This window comes from Phenylobacterium deserti (assembly GCF_003254705.1).
GTDB lineage: Bacteria > Pseudomonadota > Alphaproteobacteria > Caulobacterales > Caulobacteraceae > Phenylobacterium > Phenylobacterium deserti.
In genome coordinates this window covers 1,605,268-1,625,139 of the sequence record NZ_QFYR01000001.1, presented here as the reverse complement: position 1 = coordinate 1,625,139, position 19,872 = coordinate 1,605,268, and the positions used below count along the sequence as shown (strand labels likewise).

General features: G+C 67.0%; 17 protein-coding genes. 7 read left to right on the top strand and 10 right to left on the bottom strand.

The window, feature by feature from the left end; genetic code table 11:
- Nucleotides 1-21: 21 nt before the first annotated feature.
- From DJ018_RS08200 to DJ018_RS08185, 4 genes are read left to right on the top strand one after another with little or no spacing between them, the layout of a single operon-like run.
- Nucleotides 22-1,131 carry a histidine kinase dimerization/phosphoacceptor domain -containing protein gene (locus DJ018_RS08200; RefSeq protein WP_111514328.1) on the top strand — a complete coding sequence of 370 codons (1,110 nt, stop codon included), beginning with the start codon at nt 22-24 and terminating at the stop codon, nt 1,129-1,131.
- Complete coding sequence (locus tag DJ018_RS08195; RefSeq protein ID WP_111514327.1) at nt 1,128-1,595, top strand: response regulator; 468 nt, start codon at nt 1,128-1,130, stop codon at nt 1,593-1,595. The genes DJ018_RS08200 and DJ018_RS08195 overlap by 4 nt, the downstream gene beginning before the upstream one ends.
- Entirely contained in the window at nt 1,595-1,867 is a 273-nt protein-coding gene (locus DJ018_RS08190) for a SemiSWEET family sugar transporter (protein WP_111514326.1), read from the top strand. Before DJ018_RS08195 ends, DJ018_RS08190 begins: the two co-directional genes overlap by 1 nt.
- A gap of 60 nt (nt 1,868-1,927) precedes the next feature.
- Nucleotides 1,928-2,665, top strand: coding sequence for a sulfotransferase domain-containing protein (locus DJ018_RS08185; protein WP_111514325.1), 738 nt, complete (start codon nt 1,928-1,930; stop codon nt 2,663-2,665).
- Between the two features lie 399 nt (nt 2,666-3,064).
- On the opposite strand, the gene DJ018_RS08180 is transcribed toward DJ018_RS08185, so the two are convergent.
- From DJ018_RS08180 to DJ018_RS08150, 7 genes are all read right to left on the bottom strand, one after another.
- Nucleotides 3,065-4,711, bottom strand: a complete 1,647-nt coding sequence (locus DJ018_RS08180) for a calcium-binding protein (protein ID WP_111514324.1) — start codon at nt 4,709-4,711, stop codon at nt 3,065-3,067.
- Between the two features lie 209 nt (nt 4,712-4,920).
- Nucleotides 4,921-6,294: an HlyD family type I secretion periplasmic adaptor subunit gene (locus DJ018_RS08175; RefSeq protein WP_240609480.1), complete on the bottom strand. Its 1,374-nt coding sequence runs from the start codon at nt 6,292-6,294 to the stop codon at nt 4,921-4,923.
- A complete protein-coding gene (locus DJ018_RS08170) occupies nt 6,291-8,018 on the bottom strand; it encodes a type I secretion system permease/ATPase (protein ID WP_111514323.1) in 1,728 nt (575 codons plus the stop codon). Before DJ018_RS08170 ends, DJ018_RS08175 begins: the two co-directional genes overlap by 4 nt.
- A 193-nt stretch (nt 8,019-8,211) precedes the next feature.
- Complete coding sequence (locus tag DJ018_RS08165; protein WP_111514322.1) at nt 8,212-9,432, bottom strand: hypothetical protein; 1,221 nt, start codon at nt 9,430-9,432, stop codon at nt 8,212-8,214.
- A gap of 98 nt (nt 9,433-9,530) precedes the next feature.
- On the bottom strand, nt 9,531-10,556 hold the full coding sequence (locus DJ018_RS08160; protein WP_111514321.1) for a molecular chaperone TorD family protein: 1,026 nt from the start codon (nt 10,554-10,556) through the stop codon (nt 9,531-9,533).
- On the bottom strand, nt 10,553-12,157 hold the full coding sequence (locus DJ018_RS08155) for a glycosyltransferase (protein WP_111514320.1): 1,605 nt from the start codon (nt 12,155-12,157) through the stop codon (nt 10,553-10,555). Before DJ018_RS08155 ends, DJ018_RS08160 begins: the two co-directional genes overlap by 4 nt.
- Nucleotides 12,154-14,106, bottom strand: coding sequence for a glycosyltransferase family protein (locus DJ018_RS08150; protein ID WP_111514319.1), 1,953 nt, complete (start codon nt 14,104-14,106; stop codon nt 12,154-12,156). Before DJ018_RS08150 ends, DJ018_RS08155 begins: the two co-directional genes overlap by 4 nt.
- 115 nt (nt 14,107-14,221) lie before the next feature.
- Between DJ018_RS08150 and DJ018_RS08145 the strand changes: the two genes are divergently transcribed.
- Entirely contained in the window at nt 14,222-15,244 is a 1,023-nt protein-coding gene (locus DJ018_RS08145; protein WP_111514318.1) for a sulfotransferase family protein, read from the top strand.
- Nucleotides 15,245-15,250: 6 nt separating this feature from the next.
- On the opposite strand, the gene DJ018_RS08140 is transcribed toward DJ018_RS08145, so the two are convergent.
- Nucleotides 15,251-16,663 (bottom strand): hypothetical protein, encoded by a 1,413-nt coding sequence (locus DJ018_RS08140; protein WP_133254242.1) that lies wholly within the window; start codon nt 16,661-16,663, stop codon nt 15,251-15,253.
- Nucleotides 16,664-16,779: 116 nt separating this feature from the next.
- Here DJ018_RS08140 and DJ018_RS08135 point away from each other — a divergent pair, with 116 nt between their 5' ends.
- Together DJ018_RS08135 and DJ018_RS08130 are read left to right on the top strand one after the other, a co-directional pair.
- Nucleotides 16,780-17,631, top strand: coding sequence for a GNAT family N-acetyltransferase (locus DJ018_RS08135; protein ID WP_165842830.1), 852 nt, complete (start codon nt 16,780-16,782; stop codon nt 17,629-17,631).
- Nucleotides 17,631-18,407: a PIG-L deacetylase family protein gene (locus DJ018_RS08130; protein WP_111514315.1), complete on the top strand. Its 777-nt coding sequence runs from the start codon at nt 17,631-17,633 to the stop codon at nt 18,405-18,407. Before DJ018_RS08135 ends, DJ018_RS08130 begins: the two co-directional genes overlap by 1 nt.
- Here the strand turns inward: DJ018_RS08130 and DJ018_RS08125 are convergent.
- Nucleotides 18,363-18,728, bottom strand: a complete 366-nt coding sequence (locus DJ018_RS08125) for a hypothetical protein (RefSeq protein ID WP_111514314.1) — start codon at nt 18,726-18,728, stop codon at nt 18,363-18,365. The genes DJ018_RS08130 and DJ018_RS08125 overlap by 45 nt on opposite strands.
- Nucleotides 18,725-19,798 (bottom strand): glycosyltransferase family 2 protein, encoded by a 1,074-nt coding sequence (locus DJ018_RS08120; protein ID WP_111514313.1) that lies wholly within the window; start codon nt 19,796-19,798, stop codon nt 18,725-18,727. The genes DJ018_RS08125 and DJ018_RS08120 overlap by 4 nt, the downstream gene beginning before the upstream one ends.
- Nucleotides 19,799-19,872 lie beyond the last annotated feature (74 nt).

The following is a 19,872-nucleotide window of genomic DNA, read 5'->3' as shown; positions in this document are numbered from 1 at the left end:
TTGTAGTTTCCCCACCGGCCGATGAGCGACCAGCTTTCCTTGGACCCGACCCTCGACCGGGACGGCGGCGCCAGCGCGGACGCGCCGTTCGAGACGGTCGTCCGGGGCGCCGGTCTGCCGATCTTGATCGCCGATGCACGCCGCACCGATCAGCCGATCATCATGGCCAACGACGCCTTCCTGAAGCTCACCGGCTACCACCTGGACGAGGTTCTGGGGCGCAACTGCCGCTTCCTGCAGGGGCCTGACACCGATCCTTCGGAGGTCGACAAGGTTCGCCGTGCGATCCGCGATGGGCAGGACGCCACCGCCGAACTGCTCAACTACCGCAAGGATGGCTCCACTTTCTGGAACAGCCTGCACCTCAGTCCGGTGCGGAATGCCCAAGGGGAGATCACCTACTGGTTCGGCTGCCAGACTGACGTCAGCGAGCGCAAGGCGCAGCAATTGGCCCTGCTCCGCTCGCGCGAGGCCCTGCTGGCGGACGTCAACAGCCGAACACAGGATCTCGAAGCGGCCCTGGCTCAGAAGACCGCCCTGCTCCACGAGGTGGACCACCGAGTGAAGAACAACCTGCAGCTCATCTCTTCCCTGATGTTGCTGCAGAGCCGTCGCTTGGAGGATGAGCGGACGCGGCTCGCGCTCAGAGGCATGCTCGAGCGTGTCAGCGCCATCGCCACCGTTCACCGGCGGCTTTTCCAGAGCGCCGACGTCACTCGATTCGACGTGGCCGAGTTCATTCGCGACCTGACGGGAGACTTGGCCGGCTCGGCCGGACGGGACGATCTTCAGTTGCGGCTGGATCTGGAGCATGTGGCTGTGCCCGCGTCACAGGCCGCGCCGCTGGCTCTGGTGGTGAACGAGTTGATCGGCAACGCCTTGAAGCACGCCTTTCCGGACGGCCGACCGGGCGTCGTCACCGTTTCCACTCGCACATCGTCGGAAGGCTGCATCCTGAGGGTGGAGGACGATGGGATCGGTCTGCCTCCCGGCGCGCCGCCGCGCAATTTTGGGATGACCATCGTTCAACTGCTCTGCCAGCAGCTTCGTGCACGGCTCGAGTTGCAGGACCGTCGGCCTGGTCTAGGAGCTGTGGTGACCATTCCCGTCGACCCGGCGCTCTTTGCATGAAGCCTCTCCAGCCGGCGCTTAGCGTGCTGATCGTGGAAGACGAGGTCCTCCTGGCGACGGAGCTCGGGTTCATGGTTAGGGAGATCGGCTGCACCGATGTCGGGCACGCCATGAGCTCCCAAGAAGCGATCCGCCTGGCCCGGAGCCTGACGCCTGACATCGCGCTGGTGGATGTGCATCTGTCGGACGGTCCGACAGGCGTAGAAGCGGCGCGCTCCATCTCGACCGATCCCGGCGGCCTTGTTCTGTTCATGACCGCCAACGTAAAGCGGCTGCCGCAGGACTTTGCGGGCGCGTGCGGCGTTATCGGTAAGCCCTACTCGGAGACCGCCGTGAAACGCGCCCTGTACTACCTGCAAGCGTGCCTGAGAGACGGGCACGCGCCGAGCGCCCCGCCGGCCGGCTTGACGCTCGCGCCGGAGTTCTGCTTGCGCTGGAGCGCCTCTGGTGAGGCGAGCGCCTGATGTCTCTAACGGCAAACGTCATTGGCACGGGCGCAGCGATCTGCTCCATGGTGAGCTTTGGACCGCAGCTGGTGAAGATCTGGCGCGAGCGCGACGCTTCTTCAGTTTCCTTGCGGATGTACGTCATCACGGTGACCGGCTTCACGCTTTGGATCGCCTACGGCTTCCTGATCAAGAGCTGGCCGGTCGTCGGCTCGAACATCGTATGCCTCATCATGTCCGGCGCGATCCTGACACTGAAGTGGCGGTTCAGCCGCGAAGAGAGGCGCTGAACTCGGCTTTAGGCCGCGCCAAGGCTTGCGGCGGGCATGCTGACGCGTGATTGAAGCGGGATGTCCGAAGACCCGCGCGTCAGCTTCATCATCATCGGCGTACAGAAAGGGGGCACAACGGCCCTCTTCGATTATCTGTCTGACCAGCCGGACCTCGCACTCTCGCGGGTCAAGGAAGTGCACTTCTTCGATGACGAAGCGCGAGCTTGGGAACGGCCGGACTACACCGACTATCACGCGCAGTTCCCGCCATACGATGGACGGCCGCGCGGAGAGGCGACGCCCATCTACCTCTACTGGCCAAGCAGCCTGGAGCGGATCCGCGCTTACAACCCCGCCGCCAAGCTGATCGTCCTCTTGCGCGACCCGGTCCAGCGGGCGTGGTCGCACTGGCGGATGGAGTACGCGCGAGGGGCAGAGACAGAACCGTTCGCGTGGTGCATCCGCGACGGGCGGCAGCGGCTCTTCGCTAGCGCGCCCTGGGGACACCATCGCGAGTTCTCCTATGTGGAGCGGGGCTTCTACGCCGAGCAACTGGAGCGGCTATTTTCGCTGTTTCCTCGCGAACAGGTGCTGATCCGACAGTCCGAGCAGTTGCGCTCGGATCCGGCTTCGATCCTGGGCGACGTGCGACGCTTTCTCGGCTTGAGGGAGGCGCCGGCCCCGCAACCTCGCGAGGTGCACGTGGGCCGCAAGATGAACTATCCGTCCACTCTCACTCCAGAAGACGTTGCCCACCTCCGGGAGGTTTACAGGGCCGATCAGTTGCGCCTGCGAGCGTTGCTCGAGGACGAATGAGGCGGGCGGCTCCGCCGCCCTTACGCACGCAACTGCGACGCCGCAGTCAAGTTGGTTCCCACTTTCTAAAGCGTCGCTTTCGTGTAGAGTGGGTTGTCAGCCTAGCTCTCCATGGCTGTGTCGCTTTGGCCGGGTAGTGATTCGCAAAGATCGCTGCCCGGCCGCTTGCGTTTAGAGCCTTAGCTCCGCAAGCGCTTCTCTAACAGCTCGGTAGGAAGGCTGCCCAGAGGGCGGTCTTTGGCGTGCAAACCGCGGAGCCTCAGGCGGAGGAGTAGGCTGAAGCGCCTAGCGCACGGCCGAGACCGACGGATCACCATGAACGATCAGCGCACCCGCGGCGCCAAAAGAAAGGGGCCGCTCCGGAGAGCGGCCCCCCAACTTCTACGACTGAGCCGGAGCTTAGACGATGTCGTTGTAGCTGATGTCGGTCAGGCTGCGGCCCACCAGGACCACGGCTTGATCGGCGCTCACGCCACCGGCCGTATCAGCGAACACCACCACGTTGGTGCCCACTTGGACGGCGACATAGTCGGCGCCAGCGGACATCGCGTTGTTGGCAACCGAGAGGGCCGAAGCGAAGTCGTTCGCACCAGTGGCGACAACCGCCGTGAAGTTCGTCGCCGTGCCAGACACGCCACCGAACTCGAGGTAGTCCGAGCTGCTCCAGTCGAGGACCAGGTCGAAGTCACCAGCAACAGCCGAGGAGCCCGACACGTTGAAGGTGTCGTCACCCGCACCGCCCGTCAGCGAGTCGGCGCCAGCGCCGCCGTTGATGGAGTCGTCGTCGATGCCGCCGTTGATCACGTCAACGCCGTTGCCGCCGGTGATGGTGTCTTCGCCTTCGCCGCCGTTGATGGTCAGCGCAGCGCCGCTCGTGGCCGCGTTGACGGTGATCAGGTCGTCGTCATCACCACCATCCACGGTGCCGCCGGAGCCGCCCACGATGCTGATGGTGTCTTCGCCCGAGCCGCCCAGGATGAAGTGGGCTTCGGTGGTGGCGCTGCCGACGGTGATGATGTCGTCGTCTTCGCCGCCGTCCACGGTGGTGGAGCCCGCCGAGTCGGTGATGGTGTCGTCGCCTTCACCACCCCAGATGCTGTCGTTGCCGGCAGCCGAAGTGATGGTGTCGTCGCCGTCGTCACCCGAGATCCAGTCGGCGCCCGAGGTGCCGGCTTCGGTGATCGTGTCGTTGCCAGCGCCGCCGTAGATGGTGTCGCTGCCGGTCGCCGTGGTGCTGGCGGTGATCACGTCGGCGTCCGCGTTGCCGTGCACGAAGTGCGCGCCAGCCGCGATGATGCTCACGGTGTCAGAACCGTTACCGCCGTACAGGTAGGAGTTACCCGTGCCGCCGGTCAGGATGTCCGTGCCGTTGCCGCCTTGAACCGTGGCATTGCCGGTGACGGTGATGGTGTCATTACCATCTTCACCGTAGATGCCGTCAGCGCCGCCGTTGCCAACGATCACGTCGTTGTCGAGGTTACCGTAGATCAGGTCCGCACCAGTGGTGCCGTTGATGCTGTCGTTGCCTTGACCGCCGTACAGGGTGGCCGCGCTGCCGCCGCCCGTGATGGTGTCGTTACCGGCGTTGCCGTGCGCCCAATCGATGCCTTCACCCGTCAGGATGGTGTCACCGTCTTGACCACCATAGATGGTGTCATTGCCGTTGCCGCCTTCCAGCGAGTCAGCGCCTTGGTTGCCGTGGATGAAGTCGGCGCCACCGCCGCCCACCAGCGTGTCAACGCCCGCGCCGCCGTAAGCGCCATCGCTGCCGCCCGTGCCGGTGAAGGTCTCGTTGCCCGTGCCGCCGACGAACAGCGTCGAGCCGTTCGCGAAGGAGACGGTTTCGCCGGCGATGCCGGTGCCGAAGGTCACGGCGCGGCCGGTCACCGTGTCGGTGATGGTCGTGGTGCTGCCGAACAGGTCGGAGCCGTAGGTCACCGCAACGCGCGAACCGGTGGTCGCCGTGCTGGTGAACACCAGCTGATCAGCAGCGGTGTAGGACGAAGCCTGAGCCGCCGTGATGGTCTCGAAGAAATAAGTCGCCATTAGTCTCTCCAGTCTGTGTCACACGGACCCCGGCACGCCTGACCCCCATCCCCGATGGAGCAGTCCCGGCGGTCCATTACCCCAAGCGCCACAGGGTCGCTGCGGCGAAGGTTAAACGAGCCCGAGGGAAGACGTATCGGAAGAGCGCCAATCACGCAACAGCAAAAAGCCTTGCTGGAGGTGGGGCGAAACCCGGGTCCAACCGCCTGTTACTGCTCGCGGAAAGCGTCGTGCAGAGTGTCCGTGATCGGCGAAATCAGGTAGCCCATGACAGTGCGCTTGCCAGTGACGATCATCGCCTGGGCCGGCATGCCGGGGGTGATCTCTACATCGCCTTTCAGCGTCTTGAGTTCCGTCGGCGCGATTCGAAGATCGACTCGATAGAACGAGACGTTGGTCTGCTCGTTGACGATGCGGTCGGCGGACACCACCGTCACCTTGGCCGGCAAGGGACTGACGAACCTCTGGTTGAGGCCGGTCAGCCGGACACGAGCGTCCATGCCGACGTGCACCTCGTCGATGTCCTGAGGCTTGACCATGGCCTGGACGATCAGCGGGGTTGAAACCGGCACCACGTCCATCAGCACCTCGCCCGAGCCGGCGACGCCGCCGACGGTGAACTGAGTCAGGTTCAGGACGTATCCGTCCACCGGCGCGCGCACCACCGTCTCGGCAAGGGTCTGCCGGGCGGCGGCTAGGCGCGGCAGAGTGTCGGCCAGCTTGGCCTGGGCGTCGCGCAGTTCTTCCGCAGCCTGGGTCTCGCGCTGGTCGCGCAGGCTGGTGAGCTGCATGCGGGTCTCGCCGATCTGCTGGCGCAGACGGGCGACCTCGGCCAGCAGCGAGCCTTTTCGGCCGCTGAGGTCCGCCATGCTGCGCTGGTAGCGCAGGATCAGCGGCTTGGGCGCGAATCCCTTGTCGTACAGCGTCTGGTAGCCGGCCATTTCCTCGGCCGTCAGCTTGATCTGCTCGTTCACCGAAGCGATCTGGGCCTGAGAGCCTTCGATCTGATTCTGGATCTGGTCGACGCGTTGCTGCAGCACCGAGGCCTGGCTCTGGAACAGCTGGAGCTTGGTCGTGAACAGGAACTGCTGGTCGCGCACCATCGACGCGACGCGAGGATCGTTCATCCGGTTCATCAGCTCGGGCGGAAACTCCACCGCGGTGCGGCCGGTCGCTTCGGCCGTGGCCCGCGCCGCCGAGCTCATCAGGGTGTCAGCCTGGTTCTGCAGCACATCCACGCTGGCCCGCGGCTCGACATCGTCGAACACCATGACGGGCTGGCCGGCGCGAACCAGCTGGCCTTCGCGCACCATGATCTGACGGACCGTGCCGCCCTGCCGGTGACGCAGCGTCTTCTTGTTGGCTTCGACCCGCACTTCCGCAGGCGCGGTGACGCCGCTGGCGAGAGGGGTCAAGGACGCCCAGACGCCGAGGCCGATCACCAGCGTGCCGATCACTGCGCCGCCGAGGATCATCGGCCGGCGCATGCGGTGATTCAGACGCTCATCGACGTCGTGGGCTTCGTCGCCGCCGAACGTCGGGGCGACATAGCCGTCTCGAACCGGCGTGAGATCAAGTTTCATCGGCCGCCCTCCACAGCGCGGACCTCGGCGGGTTTCAACAGGCGGCTCATCACTTCGTCCCGCGGGCCGAACAGTTCGACACGGCCATCACGCAGCACCAGCATCTTGTCCGCCGCGCGGAAGATGCCGGCCTTGTGCGAGATGATGACGACCGTGGAGCCGTTCGCCTTCATGGCCTCCACGGCCTTCAGCAGGGCCTCTTCACCTTCGGCGTCGAGGCTGGCGTTGGGCTCGTCCAGGACGATGAAGGCAGGATCGCCGAGCATGGCGCGGGCGAGGCCCACGCGCTGGCGCTGGCCGGCGGACAGGATCACCCCGCCTTCGCCAACTTCGGTGTCATAGCCCTTGGGCATCCGCAGGATGAGGTCGTGCACCCCGGCCATCTGGGCCGCTCGAACCACTTCCTCGTCGCTCACATCGGCGCGGAAGCGGGCGATGTTGTTGCGGATCGTCCCGGCGAAAAGTTCGGTGTCCTGTGGCAGGTAACCGACATGGCGGCCGAAGTCGGCGCGGTCCCAGGTGAAGACATCCGCGCCGTCCAAACGGACCACGCCGTTGATCGGACGCCAGATGCCGACCAACAAGCGCGCCAAGGTGGATTTGCCCGCGCCGGACGGGCCGATCACGCCCACCACCTCGCCGGGCTGCACCTTGAACTTCAGGTTCGCCAAGACGAGCTTGCTGGCGCCCTGCGGAGCGAAGTTGACGCCCTCGACGCTGAGATGACCGGTGGGCCGAGGCAGAGCCGTCGCTGGCGGCGCAGGCTCCGCGCGCTGCAGCACGGTCATCAGGCGGCTATGGGCGCGCGCCATGTTGTTGAGCGGCTCCCAGGCGGCCACGATCTTTTCGATCGGCTGCAGCGCCTTGCTGGCCAGGATCATGTTGGCGAACAGCAGGCCCGAGTGGATCTTGCCCTTGAGGATCAGGTAGGCGCCGACCGCGATGATCAGGATCTGGATCGCCATCCGGACGGTCTTGATCGTGTCGGTGTAGACGTTCGACATCTCGGAGGCTTCTGCGCCGCGCTCGATGGTCACCTTGCGGTGGCGGGCCCAGGCCCCGCCCAACGTCGGCAGCATGCCCATGGCGCGGACGACTTCGGCGTTGCGCAGGGCGGCTTCCGTGAAGGCGTAGCTGCGCAGCGACGCGTCATTGGCGTCCTTCATCGGCGGGCGCACGGAGCGCTCCTGCAGAAGAGCGAGGGCCAGCAGCAACAGGGCGCCCGCCGTGGTCACCACGCCGACCCACGGGTCGATGACGAACAGCACCAGCAGGAAGACGGGAATCCACGGCAAGTCGAAGAACGCGGCGGCGCCGACGCCGGTCAGGGTGGTTCGGAACGTGTCGAGATCCCGCAGCGCCTGGCTGCGGGCGTTCGGGTCGCCGCGGACCGCGGCGTCGAAGAGGCCGCTGAACAGACGCCCGGAGACCTTCTGATCCAGCACCACGCCATAGTTGATCAGGATGCGCGCACGGAAATCATCGATGGCAGCGGAAACGACGAACACAAAGATCGTGACAATCGTCAGCCACAAGAGAGTGGCCACGCTCTGGCTGACCATGACGCGGCCATACACTTGGAAAGTGTAGAGCGGCATCGCCAGGTAAAGCATGTTCGAGAAAAAGCTGAACAGCGCGGCGACGGCGAACGGCCGCTTGGCGTCGGCCAAGGTGCGCGTCAGCACATTGTCCGGCTGGTTCGCCATAAAGGTCAGGAATTTCATCGCGCGCGAGCCGTCCCCGTTTGGTGGCCGTCAGAATACCGCAAAGGTGGCTGAATTGCGGTCTGCCTTGAAGAGCTCGGGCGCGTTTGCGCGCGGAATGCTCGAAGCCGCGGAGAGATGCTTAGCGGGCCTGACGATGTCAATGCGCCGGCCGAAAGGCCGCAGGATCTGCGCCCGAGGCGCCGCGCAAGACCTATCGGGCTTGCTGCCGCGCCCAGTGCTCCAGAGGCGTAAGCCCATCACGCGCGATCTGGGGGTGCGCCGCGAGGTAGGCTGACGTCGGGAATCCGGGGCTGGCTTCGCCCACTTGCCAGGCGCCGCCATGCAGATAATCCACCAGCGGATTGCGGTCTGGAGCCAAAGCGCCGCCGCGAGCGGCGACGTAGTGCGGCAGATCGAACCATGGACCGGGGGATCGCCCTTCGGAGGCGCCAGCCAGCAGGAAATGGCTCAGCGGCTCGACGCCCGCCTCGGCGACGTCAGGATAGGACTCCAGATACCAGGTCGGATCGAACAGCGGGTGCGGCGACAGCCCGGCCCGCCAGCCCTCCTGCAAGTAGTGCAGCAGAGGCGGCGTGGTCCGTTGGTGGACCGGCATCTGAGCGGCGTACCAGTGCGCGTCGAACAAGGGATGCGGGCTGAGGTTCTGCGCCCAGCCTGTGCGCACGTAGTGCGAAACCACGTCTTCACCCGGCGCGACGTCCGGCGCTTGGCCGCCGTACCAGGTCACGTCGAACAGCGGGTGCGGATCGCGAAGCTGCGCAGAGCCCCAGCGCAGGAAGTGCTCCAGCGGCGTCACGCCGGTCTCGCCGAGCTCAGCTGCATTGCGGCCACGGTAGAAGCCGTCGTCGAACAGCGGATGCGGGGCACGACCCTCGAAGCCGCCGCGGGTCAGATAGTGAAGCAGTGGGGCCGCGCCTGCCGAGGCGACATCCGGGTTCTCTTGAAGATACCAGGCCTGGTCGAACAGGCTGAGCGGCTGAACTAACGGATTGCCTCGACGGCGCACATAGGCGGCAATGTGCCGGAGATCGAAGGCCCGTCGCCCAGTGCCGCGCCACACGCCAGCGCGAGCGATCACCAGCGCAGCGCCGAAGGAGCCGGCGCGCGCAAGCACCTGATCGATCCGACGGCTCAGACGGTTGTGGCGTCGTCCGGACGTCGGACGCCACTCTTGACCATTGCGGACAGTAAGCGCGCGGGCTCGGGCAAGATCGTCGGCGCGTGCGCTCAGCGCCTGGGCGAGCGCGTCGGTCAGTTCAGCGCGGGTGACGGCCTCGCGCACCTGCGCGTCGTGGGCGACGCCGCGGGCTTCCGCCAGGCGTTCAGCCATCTCGAGCAGCCGGGCCTGGACGGCCCTCGCCTTCGCCACCACGGGGTCGAGCGAAGCTGGCGGCGCAGCGGACTCAGTCAAAACCACAACCGCACCTTGTGCGGCCCCTCCCCGTGGAACACCGGCGCTTGTCTCCGGTGTGCTCCGCATACTGTCAAGTCGCCGGCCCGGCCGTGCGCTCATGCGCCCTCGACTTCAAGCCAGCGGCGGAAGCTGTCGCGCCCTGTGGCGTAGGGGTTGGGATAGGCCTTCTGCAGATCTGTCCGCTGTCGATACAGGACCCGGTGCGCCTTCGCGATGGGGGCGCCGTCGTCATACGTGCCGTAGGCCCACCAGCGTCCGGGGATCGCGTCGTCGGTCACCGCCGTGACCTGCCGCTTGTACCAGCTCCAGATCTCGTAAACCGGGAAGTTATCCCCGGCGTACTTCTTGGTCATGGTGTCGCCGGTGGGACCCAGCTTGGTGAAGTGCCAGAAGCGAAGCGGCACCCCATTCACGGTGATCGCCCCGTCCTTGCCAATGGCGAGCTTGCGGGTGCTGAGGTTCCAGCTGGCGACGTTGTAGCCGGGGTCGCGGACGACCTTCACCTTGTCGAACAGCGCCGGCACGTGATCGCACCACCGCTGGTCCACGAACAGGCCGTTCGGGATGTCGTCGTAGCAGTAGGACAGCAGGCGGTCGTTCCACCACTTGGCGAAGCGCGCGCCCTCGCCCGTGGTGCGGACCGCGACGAATCCTAAGTTGAAGATGCCGGTGCGCGAGGCCGACAGGTCGTTGTCCTGGATCGCCACCGAGTCGTCGTTCGGTTCGGTCAGGTGCGGCGTCAGCAGGATGTCGTACTCTTCCAGCCAGCGCTCCAGCGGCTCCAGGCTCGCGAACAGCGCCGTGTCCGGATCGAGGTAGATGACCGCGTCCGAGCCCCAGCTGCAGGCTTGATGGATAAAGGGCCCCTTCACCGCGGTGCAGATCTCCACGACGTCGTGCTTGAACAGCCAGCTCTCGAAGTTGGGCACGCCAAGATCGCGCGCGTGGACCACCCGATCGAACGGCTCGTTCGCCACGTCGAAGACGAACCCTGGCGGCGGCTCATCCGTGATCAGGGCGACCAGCTCCCACTCCGGGTGGAAGCGACGCACCGTCTGGAACAGCACGCGCGCGCGGTTGAGGTAGGAGAAGGTGAAGCTCGAGTAGCAGAGGACCTTCATGCGGTCTCCATCAGCAGGTCCACCGTCAGCGCGCTGAACTCGAGGTCATAGACCTGCGCCGCCCGGCGCCCGCGCGACAGGGAAAGAATTTCGCCGCTCTCGAAAGCGGCGGCGAGAGCGGCCTCATCCGCAAGAAGGCGGCCCAGCCCGTGTTCCTCAACGAAAGCCGCCACATTGCCGCTGTCCGGGTTGGTGATCACCGCCGCTCCGGCCGCCGCGGCTTCGTACGCCGAGAACGAGAAGGTCTCGCGGCACAGTGACCAGATCAGCACCACGTCAGCGCCGATGGCTTCCAGCGCCGCCTGCATAGCGCGCGGCTGATCGTCGGTGACCGAGACAGCATGGAACGTGGCGTCGACACCGCCGGCCTGGCGTGCGCCCAGATGGTGGAACTCGTAGCGATCGTCGTCCACGAAGCGCGCCACCAGCTCGCGAAACACGGGCCAGCCCTTGTGAGGCGCGGGCATGCCCGCGAACGCCACCTTGAGCCGCCCCTCGACCTGAGCGGGCGCGGCACCGCGGGGCTGCAGAAGCGCGTGCGGATGCACCACTTCGCCCGCAGCGCGGAATCGCCAGCTGGAACGCCAGAACTCCAATGCCGAGCGTGAGGGACTGACCACCGTCAGCTCCAGCATCTCGAACAGTCGCTCGTGCTCGGCCAGGTGCCGCCGCCGCTCAGGGCCATAAAGGCACACCCCGCAAGCCGGACTGTTCGGCGGTGGCGCGCCGCAGTCCTGCACGTCGTTGCGCATCAGGTGATAGCCGGCGCAGAGACTTGCGAAGTCGTGCAGCCAGAAGAAGCCGCCGCTCAAGCCCGCCGAACGGGCGATAGCGCCCACTTCGTCGACGCTGTGACCGAGCAGGCTGTGGAGGGCAAGGCTGCGGACGGCGCCCTCTCCCGCGTGGCGAAGGAGCTCGGCGATGTCGCTGGCCGTGAAAACGCCGAGCCGTTCGCCGTTCAGCAGCACGCCCAGAGGACAGGCTTCGGTGGTCCGCACCACCGGCCAGTGGGTGGCGGGATAGATGTGCAGGTGGTCGCGCCCGAGCTGGGCCAGACGCGCGCCTTCGCGCTGGAGGCAGAGCTGCACCCCGCCGAGATTGGCGGTGTAATCGTCGTGACTGAAGGTGATGTGCAGAGCCTTCAGACCCGTGCGCGAGCGCGACAGCGCGGCCAACAGGTCATCGGCTGCCCCAAGCCTGATCTTGGCGGTGCGCTCGGCGGCCGCCGCGATGCGCGCCTCGATCGGCAGGGAGGTGGCGATGACCTGGTGGCGGAAGCCCAGCGGATTGCGCGGCTTGCGCCCTTCCGCCCGGCCCGCCTGCACGTAGTGCACCAGCGGATTTACGCCCGCCTGCGCGATATCCGGATAGGTCTCCAGGTACGCCGAAACCGAGAACTTCGCGCTCGGATCGCGCCCTTCGCGCCAACCGTGCAGCAGGAAGTGGTCGAGCGGATCGGCCCCGGCGCTGGCGATGTCAGGGTTGCCCGACAGGTAGAAGGCGGCGTCGAACTCGGCGGCCACGATGGCCCGCTCCGCCGCCAACTTCTGCTTGCGCCGCAGGGCTCCCCGCGCGCGTCCGAAATAGCGCGACAGGTTCATTTCGCGACCGCCGAAAGCAGATCGACCGTCAGCCCGCTGAAGGCGAGGTCGTAGAGCATCGGCCTGCGGCTGGCGCGCGACAGATCGGCGATGGACCCGTCCTCGAACGCAAGCGCCAACGCCGCTTCGTCCGGCATGACGCGCCCATGCCCCCTCTGCACCACGGCGGCGATGTTGCCACTGTCGGGTCCGGTGACCACCGCGGCGCCGCCGGCGATCGCCTCGTAGGCCGTGAACGAGAAGGTCTCGCGGCACAGCGGCCACATGATGACGACGTCCAGCGCCAAGGTCTCGATCGCCTCCTGCATGGCCCGCGGGTTGGCGTCCGTCACATCCACGGCGTGAAACTCGGTGACGAGATCAGCGGCCCTTCGGCTGCCCAGGTGGAGGAACCGGTACCGTTCATCGGCCTCCAGCCGCTGCACCAGGTCGCGGAAAACAGGCCATCCCTTATGCGCCGCGGGAAAGCCGATGTAGGCCACGCGAAGCGGGCCTTCAGGCGCAGCGGCGGCCGGCGCCCGCTCCAGCAGAGTGGCGTGCGGCAGGATCAGCTCGTCAACGTGAGGGAAGGTCCAGCTGTCGCGCCAAAGCTTCAGGGTCGGCTCGGACGGGCTGACCACCGTCAGGCGAAGCCCTCTGAAGAGCCGCTCGTGTTCTTCCAGGTGGCGGCCGCGCCAAGGACCATAGGCGCACACCCGGCATGCGGCGCTGTCCGGCGGCGGCGCAGCGCAGTCCTGCACGTCGTTTCGCAGAAGGTGGTAGCCCGCGCAGAGGCTGGCGAAATCATGCAGCCAGAAGAAGCCCTCGGTCAGGCCAAGCGCACCGCAGATGGCGAGCACCTCGTCGACCTTGTGGCCGAGCAGACTGTGCAGGGCCAGGCTCCTGGCGCCGCGGCTCTCGTCCGCCGCCGCGCCGAACGCGCCGACGATGTCGTCCACGGAAAAGAAGCCGAGATGCTGGCCGTTCAGCAGCACGCCCAGGGGCGCGGCCTCGAGCGTGCGAAGCACTGGCCAGTGCCTGGCCGGGTACAGGTGGAGGTGATCGCGCCCCAGCTCGGCCACCCGCGCATCCTCGCGCTGGAGGCATAGCTGCAGCCCACCCAGGTTGGCGGTGTAGTCGTCGTGGCTGAAGGTGAGATGCAGATCCTTCAAGCCGGTTCGGGACGAGGCCAGTCCGCTTGCCAGATCCTCAACGGGTCGGGCGGCGAACTCTTCGGACGCGGCCTGGGCTTCCGCAATCCGCTCCGCCACCGGCTTGCCGTGGGACAGGATCTCGAAGCGGAAGCCCAGCTGGTTGCGAGGCATGCGCCCCTCGGCCCGGCCGGTCCGCAGGTAGTGGACGAAGGGATTGATCCGCGCCAGACCTATGTCCGGATACGTCTCCAGGTAGTCGCGGACCGAGAACCGCGGATTGGGATCGCGCCCCTCCAGCCAGCCGGTCACCAGGAAGTGGTTTAGCGGCTCGAACCCCGCGGCGGCCACGTCCGGATAGGCGGTGTTATAGAAATCCGCATTGAATTCGGTGGCGACCAGGGCGCGGTCTTCGTCCGAAACAGCCTTCGGAGCGCTGACGACCGGCCGGGCCACACGGGGCGTGACGCGCGGCTCGAAGCGCCAGGCGGGCGTCACCCCCCGGTCCGAATAGCGGCGCAGATAACCTTCGCCGTGCTCGGAGGGAGTGAGTTTTCGGCCCTCACGCCGGCCTTCCGTCAGGTAGTGGTAAAGCGGCTCCTGCTCGGCGCTCGCGACGTCCGGGTGCATGGCCAGGTAGTCGCGCACGGAGAACCACGGCGCCGGGTCGCGGCCGTCGCGCCATCCCTTTTCGACGTAATGGCGGACAGGGTCGAATCCGGGCGCGTCCAGCTCTGGGTAGACCGCCCGGTAGAAGGCGACATCGACGGCGGCTGAAACGACCCGAAGGACCTCGTCGTCTAGGGCCGAGACGGCCATGCGGCGTACTATCCCTTCGCGGCGGCGAGCGCTTCTGTGCAACAGATGGCTGGCACGATCAACCGCGCCCGGTCCCTTGCAGGCTTGGCCGGCGGGGCCTACCACCGCACCTGATATGATCGACACGCCCGTGAAAGCCGCGTCCGCGACCACCGCCGTCGAAACGACGCGCACGGCCTATCTGGTGCTGGGCATGCACCGCTCTGGCACGTCAGCCGCCACCCAACTCCTGGCCGCAGCCGGAGCCCGCCTGCCGGACAATGTGATGCCGGGGGACGAGCACAATGCGAAGGGCTACTTCGAGCCCTGGAAGATCGCCATGCTCAACGACGAGCGCTTGCGGGCGGTCGGCGCGGCTTGGGACGATCCCTTCGCCTTCCCCTTCCAGCCGCTTCCCCGCCCCGATGAGCGGGGCTGGCTCAACCGCGCCATGGAGCTGTTCGCCTCGGAATACGGCGAGGGCGACTTCCCGCTCCTGAAGGATCCGCGGGTTTCGGTGCTTTTGCCGTTCTGGCGCGATGTGCTTGCCGACCTCGGCCTCGCCCTGCGTTGCGTCATCCCTGTGCGTCATCCGCTGGCGGTGGCCGGCTCCCTCGCACGTCGCGACCACTTCGCGACGGAAAAGTCGGTGCTCGTCTGGACCGCCTACATGCTGGCGTCCGAAGCCTACAGCCGGGACCTGCCCCGCGCCTTCGTGAGCTACGACGCCTTGTTGGCCGACTGGCGGGCTGAGGCGGCTCGCATCGAGGCGGCTCACGCCGCGCCTCTGCCCGCTCTGGATGCAGCGGCGGCGGCGGAGATCGACCGGTTTCTGACCCCCGACCTGCGCCACAATGCAGGACAGGGTCAGCTTGTGGAGCTGGGATGGGCCGGCGAACTGGCGGCCAAGGTGCACGACTGGCTTGAAGCGGCGGCCCGGGGCTCTGCGCCGGATCGCGCCCCACTGGAGGAAGCTGCCGCCGCCCTCGCCCGACGGCGCGAAGAGGTGGGCGTGCTGGTGTCGCCCGTCACTCGCGACCTCGACGCCGCGCGCAGCGAGCTGATCCACGCCCGGCAGAAGCTCGAGCACTACGAAAAGCTGGTCCGCGCCTACTATGAGGCGGGCGCGGTGCTCGACGAGACGCTGGCGATCGGCTGAGCCCGCTCAGCGCCGGCGGCGCAGCCTGGGGAAGCGCGGCGCGGACTCGATCGGGGTTCGCCCACGCGGGTCCACCGCCACATAGAGCAGGCCGGTGATCGCCGTGAGGTCGAGCATGTAGAGATAGCGGTAGTCGCAGGCGATCGAGATCACGAAGAAGCTGGCGGCGAAGCTCAGGCCGGCGAACATCAGCCCGGCGATGGCGATGTCGGCGCCCGTTCGGCGGATCAGCAGGAAGATGGCCACCGCGCCCGCGAGCAGCGCATAGGCGAGGTGCGAGTAGAACGGCGTGTCGAGCCACCAGGTCACGTAGTTATAAAGCTCGGCGTCCTGCGGCTCGATGCCTTCCACCAGATGGAGTTTGGCTTCGAGATCCGGTGGGCCGGCGACCCCGATGTGCACCGGCAGGCACTGATCGATCTGCGGCGTCCGGAACACCCAGTCGAAGATGGAAAGCCGGCGCCCGGCGTACCCCAGCGGATCGCGCTGGATCAGCTCCAGCCATTGGCGCGAAACCTTGTCGTCCTCGAAGCGCCAGATGGCGCTGGCGAGCTCTTCCGACCGGCTCAGGGTGTCGATGCGCGTAGGCGAGTAGACGCGGCCGGCGAGCTGGCGCACGACGCCGAGCGCCTGCGGATCGTCGGCCTGCAGGATCGGCAGCGAGATCTTCGGGTTCTGCGCCACGGCGGCGACGAGGTCGTAGTTCTGCACCAGGCGAACGCCGCGATCCTGGCTCTTCGTCCCGGGCGGCTCGCGCACGGGCGTCACCGCGTCGAGCAGGAACGCGATCAGCAAGGGCGCGACGAAGCCGGCGAGCGCCCACAGCGCGCCCTTCTTCCAGGTGCGTGCGCCGATCCAGCCCAGCGCGAGCGCGGCGAACAGCACCGCAACCGCACCGTTCTGGCGGACGAGGCAGGCGAAGGCCAGGCACAGCCATGCGAACGCCACGCACCAAGCGGCCTCGCGGGTCTGCCAGCGCACCGCGGCGCGGCCGAGGGCGACGAAGCCGGCCACGGCCAGATTTGCGAACAGCACGTCTTTCCAGACGATGCCCTGGTAGACGACCACCTGCGGAAGCGCGAACGCCGCCAGCAGAACCACCGGAGCGATCCACGACATCCGCGGGCGCAATGACGGCAGGCTGGCCCAGCTGGCGATGAGCAGCAGGATGGTGCAGGCGAGATAGAAGCCCGTTCCCGGGATCACCTTGTCGAACACGCCCAGGATGGCGCTGAACATGGGCGGACCCCAGGAGGTCCGAACGCCGGTGCGCCCTTCGAACAGGCCGATGATGGAATCGGTGGACAGGTGGCCGGGCAGGTTCAGCCCGACGATGAGAACGTAGCCGCCAATCAGGATCCAGCGCCAAAGCGCGGTCGGCTGGACCGGCCATCCCTGACGAATCGAAGTCTCGCTCACCTTGAACGCCCCACCGCGCAAGCCAAGGCGAGGTGTTACGGCCGGGCCTCAACTCTGAGAAGAGGCGAATTCGCGCCAGCTTGGCGATCCGCAGCTTTCATGGTCCTTTCCGCGCCATGCAAGGCGACACTCTTTCGATCCGACCGGCCGGCGTGGAGCCGGGGCAGCTCGCAGCCTACGCCACCCTTCTCAGCCAAGTGTTCGGCGCGGAGGCGAAGTTCACGCCCGAAGCGATCGCTTGGCGCTATCGGGACAATCCGGCCGGGCAGGTGGTCGGAGCTGACGCCTGGGACGGCGATCGCCTGGCCGCGCACTATGTGGCCTGCCCTACCGTGGCCCTGATCGACGGCGCGCCAGTGAAAGGCCTGCTGTCGCTGAACACGGCGACCCATCCGGACTACCAGGGCCGAGGCCTGTTCACGAAACTCGCCAACGCCGCCTACGAGCAGGGCGCGGCTGCGGGCTACAAGTTCGTTGTCGGCGTCGCCAACGCCAACAGCACGCCTGGCTTTCTGAAGAAGCTGGCCTTCCAGGATGTCGGTCAGCTGCATGCCGGCGTGCTGACACGCGCTCCGCGCCAGTTCGCCAACCGGCCGGTGCAGTACCAGGGCGCCTGGTCGGGCGAGCTGCTCCGTTGGCGGCTGGCGAACCCCGCCGGCGCCTACCGACTGGGTCGGCAGGGCTCTCTCGTGGGCATCTGGACCAAGACGCACATGCCGTTCATCCAGTGCGCAGCGTTCCTGCCGGGCGAAGTCGAGGCAGAGGTGCGAGGCGGCCCGCCCATGGCCTTCAGCCTCTACCTTGGGCTCGACCCGCGCTGGCCGCTCGGCGAACAGGGCTTCGTGCCCGTTCCGGACAAGCTGCGCCCCTCGCCGCTGAACCTGATCTGGCGGCCGCTCGGCGGCGGTCCGGCCCAGCTGCGCCGGGACGCCACCGCCTTCAACTTCCTCGACTTCGATCCGTACTGATGGCGGTCGTCTACGTCCTCGCGCACTTCGACGACGAGTACGGGGCGGTTCCGCTGATCCGCGAGGCCGCCCGCGCCGGGACTGATCAGTGGTTCCTCTATGTCGCCGACTACCGCACGCCCGAGCTTGCGGCGGTGCGGCTAGCCGAGTCGCAGCGGTTCCTGGCGCACCTCGGCATCGAGGCTTCTCGCGTGGTGCACGTCGGGAAGGGCTCCGGCGCCTTCGACGGTGACGTCCACGCCGCCTTGCCAGCTGCTTACGAACAGCTGCGGGCCACGGCCCGCAGCCTTCCCGCCCTTGACCGGCTGGTGGTCACCGCCTTCGAAGGTGGTCACATGGACCACGACATGTGCGCCCTGATGGCCTGGGAGCTTTCACGCGAGCTGGGCGGCGCACCCATCGAGCAGTTCGGGCTGTACAACGGCCTCGGCCTGGCCGGGCCGCTGTTCCACGGGGCCATGCCGATCCCGCAGAACGGCCCCGTACGCCGGGTGAAGGTGACCTTCGGCGAGTGGCTGTCGTGGGCGGCGAGCGTGCGGTTCTATCCCTCGCAGGCGAAGACCTGGGTCGGGCTCTGGCCGGCCATGTTCTGGAGCTTGCTGCGCCGAGGTTTCGGCGTGCAGACCCTTTCAGAGGACAGAATCGCGCAGCGGCCGCACGAAGGCGCCCTGCTCTATGAGCGGATGTTCAAGCGGCCCTACAGCGAGGTGAAAGCCGCCGCCGACAGCTTCCTAGCCGCGCGCCTGGCCCTGCATGATCACCAGGAAGCCCCCTAGCATCAGGGCGTAGCCGACGGCGAAACGCCAGCCGATCGGCTCCTTGAAGATCGCCCACGCCAGCAGAGGCACTAGGCCCGAGCCCAGGATCGAGAAGGTGTAGGCGGCCGACAGCTGCACCCGGGTCAGGATGTAGAACCAGAACAGAGCCGTCAGGCCGTACCAGCCAAACGCCAGGATCAGCGGCCAGTTGGTGATGAGGCGGATCGGCAGCGGCCCGGAGAGCTTGGCATTGTAGAGCGCTGCGAACTTGAACAGCGTCTGGCCGATCGGCAGCGCCACCGCGAAGGCGGCGCACATCAGGATGTCCTTGGGGTTCAAGCGCCCGCCTCTTCGTCCATCCGCGCCACCGTACGCAGATACGGATGGATCGGCCGGTTCGGCACGTTCAGCACGTCGAAGTTCATGGCCTGCAACAGCAGCTGAGCGCCCAGGATCACCGGCAAGGCCGCGGCCATGACCACGCCGGCCGAGGCCGCCTGCCCCGGCACGCGGGTCAGCAAGTAGCTGGCCGTGTAACCAACCCCGAACAGCAGGGCGAAAAGACCGGCCACAAGCTCCAGGCTCGCGGCGTTGAAATCGCGTACGAAATACTGGCCGAGCACGCGCTGGGCGAAATTGCGCAGGTGCTTTAGGGCGAAAGGCCCCACGATGGCGCTGATCCGCAGGTTCGAGACTTCGTCCGCATAGCGCGAGGGCATGGGCACGTCCCGCACCACCGCCCGCAAGGTGCCCAGGTGATAAAGCAGGTCCGTCTCGAAGAAGAACCGGCGGGAGACGCGCTTCTCCATCACCAGCTTTGCGACCTGCGCCTCGATGGCGGTGAAGCCGTTGGTCGGGTCGAAGATGTTCCAGTAGCCGGTCGAGACCTTGGCCGCGAAGCTTAGCGCCGCGTTCCCGAAGATCCGGATCGACGGCATCTGCTTCAGGTGGCTGAGGGAGGTGAACCGGTTGCCCTTGGTGTAGTCCGCCTCGCCCAGAAGGATCGGGGCCACCAGGTGCGGGATGTAGGACAGGTCCATCTGGTCGTCGCCATCGACCTTGACCAGCACCTGGGCGCCGCGCCCGGCGGCCTCGCGGTAGCCCGCCAGGGTCGCGCCGCCGACGCCCTGGTTCTTCGGCAGGCGCAGCACGACGACACGGGGGTCGGTGACGGTGCGCTCGATGTAGTCGCCGGACTTGTCCGGACAGCAGTCGTCCACGCAGACGATGCCGTCGATCCAGGCCGGCGTCTTGGCGATCACCCGCTCGATATGGCCGGTGACCTTGTAGCAGGGGATCACCAGCCAGACGCCGGCGCCCTCGAGGCTGGGCTCGGACGCGCCGTCACGCTTGCGCCGCTCCAGCGCGGGCGGGGAACCGTGACGGGTGATTTGATCGATGGAAGTCATGACGCCAGATCCGCACCCCTTGGGCGCCCGGCTACCACGGATGCCCTCGCGGTTGCAAAGCAGGCGCGAGCGGC